The organism is Chryseobacterium sp. BGARF1 (genome assembly GCF_001677955.1).
GTDB lineage: Bacteria > Bacteroidota > Bacteroidia > Flavobacteriales > Weeksellaceae > Chryseobacterium.
In genome coordinates this window covers 1-11,228 of record NZ_LELA01000181.1, presented here as the reverse complement: position 1 = coordinate 11,228, position 11,228 = coordinate 1, and the positions used below count along the sequence as shown (strand labels likewise).

13 protein-coding genes are annotated in these 11,228 nt (G+C 32.0%); 6 read left to right on the top strand and 7 right to left on the bottom strand.

Annotation, left to right across the window (positions count from 1 at the left end; all coding sequences use genetic code 11):
* Window positions 1-152 precede the first annotated feature (152 nt).
* The 4 genes from AB671_RS21365 (at window position 153) to AB671_RS21350 (ending at window position 3,793) form a co-directional block, all read left to right on the top strand.
* Window positions 153-1,673, top strand: coding sequence for a S41 family peptidase (locus AB671_RS21365; protein ID WP_066681297.1), 1,521 nt, complete (start codon window positions 153-155; stop codon window positions 1,671-1,673).
* 11 nt (window positions 1,674-1,684) lie between these two features.
* Entirely contained in the window at window positions 1,685-2,233 is a 549-nt protein-coding gene (locus tag AB671_RS21360) for a YdcF family protein (protein ID WP_228391049.1), read from the top strand.
* Between the two features lie 103 nt (window positions 2,234-2,336).
* The gene (locus tag AB671_RS21355; RefSeq protein ID WP_066681299.1) at window positions 2,337-3,170 is read left to right on the top strand and encodes an AraC family transcriptional regulator; all 834 of its coding nucleotides are present in this window, start codon (window positions 2,337-2,339) and stop codon (window positions 3,168-3,170) included.
* 62 nt (window positions 3,171-3,232) lie between these two features.
* A complete protein-coding gene (locus AB671_RS21350) occupies window positions 3,233-3,793 on the top strand; it encodes a DUF417 family protein (protein ID WP_066681300.1) in 561 nt (186 codons plus the stop codon).
* Between the two features lie 88 nt (window positions 3,794-3,881).
* Here the strand turns inward: AB671_RS21350 and AB671_RS21345 are convergent, their stop codons facing one another.
* From AB671_RS21345 to AB671_RS21335, 3 genes are all read right to left on the bottom strand, one after another.
* Window positions 3,882-4,259, bottom strand: coding sequence for a GreA/GreB family elongation factor (locus AB671_RS21345; RefSeq protein WP_066681321.1), 378 nt, complete (start codon window positions 4,257-4,259; stop codon window positions 3,882-3,884).
* 343 nt (window positions 4,260-4,602) lie between these two features.
* Window positions 4,603-5,205, bottom strand: a complete 603-nt coding sequence (locus AB671_RS21340) for a hypothetical protein (RefSeq protein ID WP_066681302.1) — start codon at window positions 5,203-5,205, stop codon at window positions 4,603-4,605.
* 79 nt (window positions 5,206-5,284) lie between these two features.
* Entirely contained in the window at window positions 5,285-5,776 is a 492-nt protein-coding gene (locus AB671_RS21335; protein ID WP_066681304.1) for an RNA polymerase sigma factor, read from the bottom strand.
* Window positions 5,777-6,073: 297 nt separating this feature from the next.
* On the opposite strand from AB671_RS21335, the gene AB671_RS21330 reads away from it, so the two are divergent.
* Window positions 6,074-6,904: an alpha/beta fold hydrolase gene (locus AB671_RS21330; protein WP_066681306.1), complete on the top strand. Its 831-nt coding sequence runs from the start codon at window positions 6,074-6,076 to the stop codon at window positions 6,902-6,904.
* Window positions 6,905-7,047: 143 nt separating this feature from the next.
* Here AB671_RS21330 and AB671_RS21325 read toward each other — a convergent pair whose 3' ends face one another.
* The 4 genes from AB671_RS21325 to AB671_RS21310 form a co-directional block, all read right to left on the bottom strand.
* On the bottom strand, window positions 7,048-7,596 hold the full coding sequence (locus AB671_RS21325) for an HdeD family acid-resistance protein (RefSeq protein WP_066681308.1): 549 nt from the start codon (window positions 7,594-7,596) through the stop codon (window positions 7,048-7,050).
* A gap of 52 nt (window positions 7,597-7,648) precedes the next feature.
* On the bottom strand, window positions 7,649-8,437 hold the full coding sequence (locus tag AB671_RS21320; RefSeq protein ID WP_066681314.1) for a porin family protein: 789 nt from the start codon (window positions 8,435-8,437) through the stop codon (window positions 7,649-7,651).
* A gap of 2 nt (window positions 8,438-8,439) precedes the next feature.
* Window positions 8,440-9,525 (bottom strand): PCMD domain-containing protein, encoded by a 1,086-nt coding sequence (locus AB671_RS21315; protein WP_066681316.1) that lies wholly within the window; start codon window positions 9,523-9,525, stop codon window positions 8,440-8,442.
* A 145-nt stretch (window positions 9,526-9,670) separates the two neighbouring features.
* Window positions 9,671-10,276 (bottom strand): TonB-dependent receptor plug domain-containing protein, encoded by a 606-nt coding sequence (locus tag AB671_RS21310; RefSeq protein WP_066681318.1) that lies wholly within the window; start codon window positions 10,274-10,276, stop codon window positions 9,671-9,673.
* 441 nt (window positions 10,277-10,717) lie between these two features.
* On the opposite strand from AB671_RS21310, the gene AB671_RS21305 reads away from it, so the two are divergent.
* On the top strand, window positions 10,718-11,228 hold a 511-nt coding region (locus tag AB671_RS21305; protein WP_066764903.1), incomplete at its 3' end, for a GNAT family N-acetyltransferase.

The following is an 11,228-nucleotide window of genomic DNA, read 5'->3' as shown; positions in this document are numbered from 1 at the left end:
TGCTGGAAAAACGAGGGCAAAAAAGATTGGGAACGGAGGGCGGAATAGCTGCCCAAAAATATATTGTTAATTGTTTTAACCTACTTATCTATAAAAATTTTTAAATTCGTTTACAAAAAAAATCTATTTTGAAATATTTCATTTTCACTTTAATGATACTAATTTTTGCTTCGTGTACTTCTGTAAAAAAGTATAATGAGCAAAGATTATGCATGATTTCTCCTGAAAAACTGCGTCAGGATGTAGATTTTGCCTACCAAAAACTTGAGGAGATGCATCCGAATTTAAACTGGTATATTTCAAAAAAAGAACTCGACTTTAAATTTGATAGTTTAAAGATGACTATTAATAAACCTTTAACTCCCGCTCAGTTTTATTTTAAATTACAACCCGTTATCGCCCAAATCCGTGAAGGACATTTATCTTTGAAAATTCCGGCAAAAAGGTTTTCAAAAAAAGAAATTAAAGCTTTAAAAAACAAAAAAGGGCTCTTTGGAAGATTTGAATATCATATAGTAGATGACCATTTGTATTTCATTGAAAATAAAGATTCTATCGAGAATATTAAACCCGGAACAGAGCTTTTAAGTATTAATGGGGTTTCGATTACTGATTATCTGAAAAAATATCGCGAACTCATAAGCAGTGACGGTTACAATTCTACTTTCTATCCTTATTATTTAAAAGATGTTTTCTTTAATTTCTTTATTGCTGAAAAAGGAATTTTAGACAGTGTAAAAATTGAAACTCTTTATGAAGATAAAAAACAAACTCTGGTTTTAAAAAGGGAAAGCAAAAACAAAACAGAAATTGAAAAAGAGAAAATCGATAAAAAGAGAACTGCCGAAAAAAAACTGAACGATTATGTAGCATCCACAAGCTCTTACAACAGAAACTTCAAATTTTTAGACAAAGACAGTACCATGGCTTACATGAAGATCAAAAGCTTCTCAAGAACATTTTCAGATAAATTTTATAAAGAATCTTTTGCCAAGATCAAAAATGCAGGATCTTCTTACCTTATCATTGATATTCGTGAAAATTATGGCGGTTCACTCTACGAAATTAATCAGCTCTATTCTTATCTTGCTCCCGAACCTTTTGTTCTGATAAAACCTTCTCAGTTGACATCGAGAGTAACTCCGCTTAAAACCAACTATTTCAGAAAATCAAATCCGCTGCAATACACTCTTAAAAGTTTGGCTTATCCCGGATATTTCTTTTATCAAACCTTGAATGTATATAAAGGAAAAGATGGCATCGCCTATTATAAAATGAAAGAAAATAAGCCTACAAAGCCTAAAGAAAATGCTTTCAAAGGAAAAGTATATGTTTTGATCAATGGCGGAAGTTTTTCAGCATCGTCTATTATTTCATCTAAATTAAAATTTGATAAGCGCGTAACATTAGTAGGAGAAGAAACCGGCGGTGCCAATGACGGAACAGTTGCAGGATTTTATTCTTATCAAATACTTCCTAATTCTAAAATAGATCTACCTATCGGATTACTTTTGGTACAGCCCAATATTGACTTTACAAATACAAAAAAAGGGGTCGTTCCAGATGTTGAAATTTCTCAAAGCGTTCAGGATATTATCGATAAAAATGATATACAATTAGATTGGGTGAAAGCTGAAATAGAAAAAGAGAAAAGCTTAAAAACCACAGATTGATGAAGAAATTAATGAAATTTTTTAAATTAATTGCCATTCTGATTATTTCCTGGTTTTTCATTCATACAACTTACATTATTACTGATGGATTGTCTGATAAGGGCGAAAAAGCAGATATTGCCATCATTCTAGGAAATAAAGTGAACGAAGACGGAACTTTGTCGAAAAGGCTTGAAAAACGTTTGGAAACCGGAATTGAACTCTATAAAAATCATCGTATCAAAAAAATTCTGGTAAGTGGTGGTTTAGGTAAGGAAGGTTTTTATGAAGGCGATAAAATGAAAGAATTTTTAGTAAAAAATTCAATTCCAGACTCTGTCGTTTTAGTAGATAATTATGGTAATAATACCAGATTAACCGTTGAAAATACTTTAAAATTCCAGGAAAAATATAAGTTTAAAAGTATCATCATAGTTTCTCAGTATTTTCATGTAACCCGAACGAAGAAATTATTTGAAAATCGAGGATTTGAAAATGTTTCAAGCGCAAGTCCGAAATATTTTGAGTGGCGTGATTCGTATTCAATTTTAAGAGAATTTCCTGCATATTATACTCAGTAAATTTTTTAGCAGACTTTCATTACTATCTAAAAATTATACAATAAGTCTGTGATAACTAATTTGAAATTTAAATAAGCTTAATAAAATTATGTAGTTTTATCATATGAAAAGTACATTTTTCTCGGTTCAGAAAAAGAGTTCAGAGTATTTTAAAGATATATTCAGTGATTCAATGTATCACATTTTTTTATTTAATGGAAGCGGAAAAATCATCGTAGATTTTATCGAATATCATTTTACAGGAAAAACGGTATTTTTCTCTTCGCCGTTTCAGAATATTCAGATTTTAAGCGAAGATCAAATTGAAATTGAAGTTTTAAATTTTCACGGTGATTTTTACTGTATAGAATATCACAAAAAAGAAGTGGCATGTAATGGTTTGCTTTTTAATAACATTTATCTTTTCCCTCATTTTTCGTTAACGGATGAAGTTTATCAGGAGATTTCAGATTATTTTTCTAAAATTCAGGAGGTAAATCATAAAGAAGATTTTTCAAGTTCGGTTTTACAGTCTTATCTTCAGTTAATACTGGCAATTTCCAGCATGGAAAAGAACAAATTACTTCCGGATAAAGAAATAATAAAGGATGATTTTAAAGAGCTGAAATCTTTTCAGAATCTTGTGGAAGAGCATTTTATAGTAGAAAAAAACCTGTCTTTTTATGCTGATTTATTGAATATAACATCTAATACATTAAGCAAGAAAATAAAGTCTAAATTTAATAAAACTCCTTCTCAGATTATTCAGGAACGGGTAATTCTGGAAGCTAAAAAGGAGATTCATCTTACCCGAAAATCGATCAAAGAAATCGCTGTAGAACTCAATTTTAATGATGAATTTCATTTCAGTAAATATTTCAAAAAATACGTTGGAATTTCGCCTTCCCAATTTAGAAAAGAGACAGGAATTTCTATTGTGGCAGATTTGTACAAGTAAGTTCCACAATCATCCATTTCATTAGCTTTTGATTCGACATAACTTTGTTAAAAATTTAAATTATGTTAGAACTCTTAGCCAATTCTCAGAAAAACTTCATCCATATTTTAAGAATAAGTGTTTTTATTGTTATGGCCTGGATCGGAGGTCTTAAAGCTTTTCAATATGAAGCGGAAGGTATTATTCCTTTTGTTGCAAATTCACCTTTTATGAGTTTTTTTCTTCAAAAAAAGGTTTCCGATACCGATAATTACAAGCTTCATAAAAACAAAGAAGGCGAAGTGGTTACTGAAAATATTCAATGGCACAAAAGCAATGGTACTTATATTTTTTCTTATGCTTTAGGAACCGTGATCTGCATCATCGGAATATTAGTGTTACTAGGAATTTTTTATCCTAAAATTGGAGTTTTAAGTGGAATTTTAACAGCCGGAATGTCAGTAGTTACTCTTTCTTTTCTTATTACAACACCAGAAACGTGGGTTCCCGATTTGGGCGGAAGTCAGCATGGTTTCCCCTATTTATCAGGTGCCGGAAGATTGGTTATAAAAGATATTATTATGCTCGGTGCAGGTTTGGTGATTGCATCAGATTCTGCGAAAAGCATTTTAAAGAAAGATTGATTTTATTTCTAAATTATCGACCCGAAAAAAGTTGGCAAAAATTCAAAAAAGCTCCCAATTTGGGAGCTTTCAATATCATTATTTTCAATTAATTGATATGTTCTACACTAAGAATTTCAATTTTCCTATCACCATTTTCAAAAGGCCAATCGATAATTTCACCTTCTTTATTTCCTACAATTGCTAATACAATATTAGACAATACAGAATATTTTCCTTTTTTCACTTTAGCCTTATCCTCAGAAACGATCACAAATTTTTGCTCTTGAGGGTGTGAAGAATCTTTTATTTTAACTTCACAGTTGATGGTTACAACATCTTTTGGTAAATCACGACGTAAGACCTGCTTTGCATTTCTTAATTGTGCGAGAAGTATTTTTTCTTCTTCAGCAGTTGTTTTTTTTCTTCTTAAATGGTCTTTTATTAAATCATATACTCCTGTAGTTAAAATAATCTGTTCTGACATAATTTTATTTTTAAAAAATTGAAATTTCTGAATGCAGAATATTGACTCAGACATAACCCTCGTGCACAAAAATTTGTGAGAAGCTATGCAGAATGCACATTCAGAAAAAAAATGAATTTGAGTAAAAACACTTAACAATGCCCTGTCCTGAGTCTCGACAGGGATATTAAATAAACTCTTTAGAATTTTTTAAAAATTTATCATCATGAAGATATGATAAAGACAACGAAAGCGAAATCGAGGTATACTTTACCGGAAAAAAGTACTTTGTTGTCATTAAATTTAATTGTTACGAAGATACGACTAATAATCGACATAATAAAAATCGCACCTTCGTATCAATTTACTTTTTTTCAAATTCAATCAAAATATTTTCTATCTGCTGAACATATTTCCCATAAAACATTCTATACCAATATTTTCCAAGCAAGAAAAGACCAAAAAGACCAATTGCAAGTGTAGAAAGAATTGTAGTAGCTACCTTAAAATCACTCAACGGCTTAGGATGTGGGATAAACTCGACAACAATAATGAGCTCACAGACCAAAAATGGTACAAATGAAAGCATAAATGAAAGGTAATACTGCTTATTAAGGTCAAACTGGTACATTAGATCTTTCAAAGAATCGTAAGTATTCATCATTGGGTTGCTTATATTATTGTATAATTTAAAGAACTTGCTGAAGAAAAATGACACCACAATTACCATTGAGAAAAGTAAAACTGTCAAATAAAATTTAAATTTGAACGGAGCTTCAGGAACCGGAATCCAGACCACAGCAAATCCGAAAAGTAATATTCCTACGGTAGACCAAAATTCCATTCGCATATTTTTTCTAATCTTTTCTAGCGGAAGATTAATTTTATTTTTCTGTTCAATACTGATTTCGGGTGTTTCATCAGAAACATCGTCATTCCATGCATTTTTTAGATCATCTATATTCATAATGTTTGTTTTAATTCTTGGCTGGAAGTTGGGAGATGGATGTTGGAAGTCTTCCAGCTTTAAACTTCCGGCTTCCAGCTTATTTATTATTTAAAATATCTTTCAGTTTATTTTTGGCGCGATTCATTTTCACTCTTACATTTCCTTCAGAAATTCCCATTTGATCAGCAATTTGTTTTCCCGAAAAATCTTCTAGGTAGTAGAAAATAAATGCTTTATCGATAGGATTTAGCTGATTAATGGCTTTATACATTTCGGCAAGCTTCTCTTCTTTTTCATGGTCGTAGTCATCCTCAATAATTTTATAATTCGAAAAATCTTCATTGGCTATAAAACTTCTTTTCTTTTCCGATTTTAAGAAAATAATTGCGGTGTTGAGTGCAATTCTGTACAGCCAGGTTGAAAATTCACTTTCCCTTTTAAATTTTGGATATGCTTTCCAGACCTGATACGTAATCTCCTGGAAAAGATCATCGCGGTCGTCTTTATCATCCATATACATTTTAGAAATCTTAAAAATGATTCCTTTATGCTTTTCGATTTTGGTAATAAATTCTTGTTGTGAGGTCATGGTTTCTTTACGCTCTGTAGAGTTAGTAGTTGTTTGAAATAAATGTTACAATCTTTTTTATTTTTTCTTTAATAACTGCTCAATAATCTTTTACTGGATAACCTTGTCAAAGTTATTTTCATAATAAATATTAACCTTGACAAGCTTGTGAAAATACACGTAAGATGAATTAAATATTGAAACATCTTGCATCTGTTAAAAATATTAAAATCATCACAAACATATACCACATCTTCATTTCACTTTATTCGTGGCTTAAAATTTGTGTTTTATCAATCACACCAAAAAAATCTAAATATGCCTTACCTTACAAAACAAGACAGCAAAAATTTTCAACTTTATTACGAAGATTTCGGTTCCGGACAACCGATTATTTTAATTCACGGATGGCCATTGAGCGGAAAATCTTGGGAGCTACAAGTTCCTGTACTTTTAGATTTAGGATACAGAGTCATCACTTACGACAGAAAAGGTTTCGGAAAATCATCTCCTACTTTAGAGGGTTATGATTATGACGGATTGACTACAGATTTACACGAACTTATTGCTCATTTAGAATTAAAAAACGTCATTCTTTTCGGATTCTCAATGGGCGGTGGTGAAGTGGTACGTTATTTAACCAATTACGGTTCTGAAAACGTAGATAAAGTAGCCCTAATTTCTTCTATTATTCCTTTGGTAAAACAGAAAGACGATAATCCGCATGGAGTTTCTGAAGAAGAATTATATGGAATCTTAACCAGTTTAAAAACAGACAGAATCACTTTCCTTGAAAGCTTCCACAAAAACTTTTACAATTACGGATTACTTTCTCAAAAAGTGAGTCAAAAACAATTAGATTATGATTGGTCTATTGCCTCTCAGGCCTCTCCAATTGCAACGATAAAATGCGCTGAAAGTTGGGCAAATACAGATTTCCGACCAGAATTAGGCAACGTTAATGTAAAAACTTTAATTGTGCATGGTGACGACGACCAGATTGTTCCTATAGAAACTGCAGGAAAACAAGCTGCCGCAGGAATTGCTGATAATGATTTTGTCATTATTGAAGGTGCTCCACACGGGTTAAACATTACACACGTAGATCATTTAAATGAAATCTTAACAAGGTTTCTCATCAACAAATAAAACTCTTTTTTAAATTTTATAGCTGATTTCAATGAATCAGAAAACCGCAATATTTTCATTGCGGTTTTATTTTATATAATATTTTACAAAAACGCAGTACCACTGTGGAAAATTGTACTGCTTTTTTAGAATTTATCAGAACATTACAGCTGTTTTAATTTTTTCAAAGTAATCCCGAAAATTATCTGTAAAACACCAAACATAACGATGGAGAAAGCCGTGTAATATACAATCGTTAAACCACCAATATAAGGATTGAAGATCATTAATAAAGAAAGTAAAATTCCCAAAATTCCAAATATTAATGGTATTGCCCATGCAGAGACGTTCATTTCTTTAAGAGCAATTGCATGCCCAATTCCTGTAATAGAACGAAACATAATGATAAACCCAACGTATATCGGGAGAAAAGTTGCTGTTAACATCGGTGAAGCCATTAAAATAATACCGAAGAGCAAATCGATGATCCCGCCAACCAATGCCCAACCCCAATTTCTGAAATGCCTGTTGCTAAGTGCATTGATGATTTCAAAGATCCCGCTGATAAAGAAAATTGAAGCAAAAAGCATTGTGAGTGCTAAATAAGAGGATAATGGTGTCCGGAAAATATAAATCCCACTAATGATAAAAATAATCCCGGTAATAATTGGTAAAAACCAATATTTGTAAGGTTTAGAGTAAGTTTCGTTCATAATAAAATTGTTTTGATTAGGTTTATAAATAATTAATGAGTTGTATTTTATTCTAAAAACTATAGCCAGCTCCCAAATTCAGATAAACAGGTCTCATCTTAAAAGTTATGGTTTTAAAATCTGGTTTAAACATATTATTTAAGCCAAAACTCAAATCACCAAAAACATTGAGATGTTTAGAGAACTGCCAAGTACTGCCCAACTGAAGACCGTAAGAAAAATGCCTCAAGTCATTTGAAAAATCATAAGAAGCCGTTTTATCATCTTCGAAAATAACCTTTACCCCTGTAGGATCACCTTCTCTAAGATAGCCATCAAAAACATACCCTGAAAAATTTTTATCCATCAGAAAAGACCAAAAAGCACCGCCTGAAAAAGACCAACGGTCATTTACTTTAAAGACAGCCAAGGTAGGGATGGTAACGTACGAATTAGCAATATGGGTTGAAACTCCGCCTGTCCAATTTCCTGCTACTTTCTCACCACCTCCGCCTATAATTTCCATTCTATAGTTTTTCACTCTAGAATTGGCTTTCATACCTTTATTTTCTAATTTAACACCGGTCCTAATTCCCCAGGAATTAGGGGTTTGTTTGAACAAATAAGTAATGTTTCCTTCAAGACTGATATTCAGCATAGGATTAAAATTGCTCAATTCTCTAATTTCTGCAGGAATTGGAATGGGAGTAAATCCTCCAATATTGACTCCAGCTCGTAATTGATACTCAATAATTCCTGTTTCTTTTTTTTCAGAATCTAAGTCTTGTGCAAAAATTAATGAGCTTCCTATAAAAAGAAACACGAATAAATGGATTAAAATAAGGTATCGTTTGTATTTCATTTTTAATGTATTAATTCGACCTCATCAATTAAAAGAGTACTTTCTACGGCACCTGCAAAAGTATCTCCGTCAATACTTGACGTAAACACTAAGGTAAGACTATATTTTCCATCTTTCAATTTCTGCTGGTCGATTGTTTTATTATTCAATACATTAAAAGGAATGTAAAATTCCGTCCAGTTTGAAGCTTCAATTCGTTGTGCATCTGTGACCTTGGCAATAGAATAAATATTAGGATGGGTAAATTTATTTGTTCCATCAAGGTATTTCAGCTTGTTATCTGTTTCAAAAAAAACAGCATAGATATCCCAAGTGTCTTTTTTGTTTGGCTGTACTACTCCATTCTCTTTATATACAGACCCCGCTTTATATTTGAAAAAACCTTTCATCCCATCTGGAACAAAATCTACTGGCACTCCAAGATGTAAGCTTTTTAAAGGATTGGTAATAGAAGCAGCCAGATCAAATTCTCCCATAAATAGGTTTCCTGCAGCTATAGGTTTCCCCATTACAGCCCCAAGATTTCCAGTAGATCGTGTGGTCAATTTTACTCCCTGCCCTATTTTTCCTTCTGCCCAACGTGTTGTAGGATAACCTTCGGGCGTAGAAGAGGCACCTGTAAGACCGAAACCCGAATTTCCACTTGCCCAATCCATAATATTTTGACCGTTTGCATCGGTTTCAAAAAAAACATCAAACTTACCATTTTCAAGACGTACGTTCTCAAAACTGTACATAGAACTTACCGTAGAAATAATATAAGAAACCTCGTATTTCTTCTGATGCTGACGGTCTTCTGAGGTAACTGTATAGATTTGGGGTTGGCTGAAGTTCAATACAGTTCCACTTTCCGGAAAGATAGTAGCTCCGGGAGTTAATGTAAAGACAGGCGCCTGTTTAGTAATATCTGTGGACGGTTTTACTAAAATTTGAATACGGTTGTTTTGTATAATCGGATCTTTTCGCAAGATAGCAGGATCTATGTCGCAAGATAGAATATCGGCTTCCGCATTGGGAAGTTCTGATTGAATACAGGATAAAAGCCAACAGCTGCAAAGGAAAAGTAAGATGTATCTTAAGTGTTTCATAGGTTAAAAAATAAATAAGATGAACTTAAAAAAATCGTATTGAAGGTACGAATTATTTATTTTAAAACTTATAAAAACCTAATATTCAATAAAAATACATGAATACTAATTATCTTCTATTTACTTTCCGGCAACTTAATGATTATTAATTTTTCTTTCTAAAACCTTTTTTGGTGGTAACAACGATAACTCCATTATTTCCATCTCTTCCATAAATAGCAACAGCAGAATTTCCTTTAATGATCTCAAGATTCTTAATTTTTTTAGGATTAAGGTCTTTTACCGTTTTAGCGTCCACAATTATTCCGTCTACAACCCATAAAGGTTCATTATTTCCTTGAATTGAAGAAGGCATACCTCTGGTTGAAGGTCTAAGAATAGTATTCTCCGGAGCAGCCGAAAGACAAATAATCTGTCCCTGAAGACTTGAAAGAACCGATTTTTTCACAGAGTCATTTTCCTGAGCATTTGTAGAAATAATTCCACCTGCTGTTAAGACAAAACCAATGGCAAACTTTGAGAAAAGTGAATTAACCCATGAATATTGCATATTTCGGTTAAGCTGTGATTCGTAAAAGTTTCCGCAGACATTTTGGGATGAGCTATCAGAAAAAAAATCTAAAATTTCATCATCAGAATCCTCTGTAAAATCTCTGACAGTCTTTGAACAAACCGCGCAGAATCTTCCTTTTTCTTGAGGAGTCATTGTTTCCCAGTTTTCCTGACATGGTTTTGGTAAAATAATTTTCATGGTCTCTTTTTAATTAAAGATGCTGTGTTGAGTAAAAAGGTTGGAAACAGTTTAATATTTAAAACTCGTTGTGCATTTTGAATCTTTGTCTTTCGAAAATAAGTGAAACGGCTTTGTTTAGCTTTATTTCAGTTTTTTTATTAAATTCTTTGTATACCCTTGTGTTTTTATCCGCCAAGACAGACAAAGTTTTTACAATGAATTCTTTCTTTATGACAAACAAAGGCATTTCATTTAGAAAAAAAATACAATCATTTAAATGTCAATCATCTAAAAGTATTTACAAAATACACAATGGGTCAATTAAATGAAAATAATAATTTTTAAACCTTTTGATAAAAAATTAATTTACGCTAGTTTTTTTAGCAAGCTACTCAAAATATAAAACTCAGTTTTTTGTTATAAATTTAACTTAAACAAATTAACAGAAAGAAAAACAATATGACAGAAGAAGTAATTTATAGACAAGAAACACAGGATGATTTTTCAGAAGTATTTGAGCTTAATAATAAAGCTTTCGGGCAAGATAATGAAGCCAAATTAGTAAATGCATTAAGAGATAATCCAAATGTTTTTATTCCGGAACTTTCTATTATTGCCACAGAAAAAAACAAGATTATTGGGCATATTCTGTTGACCAGGATCACTATAAAAGACAAAAAAGAAAATCTTCATGAAAGCTTAGGGCTTGCACCAATGGCTGTGTTACCCGAGTTTCAAAAAAATGGAATTGGCGAACGGTTAATTAAACATGCCCTTGACACTGCCAAAAAATTAGGCTATCAATCAGTAATTGTTTTAGGACATGAGCATTATTATCCAAAATTTGGATTTGAACCTGCTGAAAAATGGAATATCAAAGCACCTTTTGACGTTCCTTCAAATGTATTTATGGCCATTGAGTTGGTAAAAGACGGTCTTAAAAATATTTCGGGGACAGTTATTTATCCTA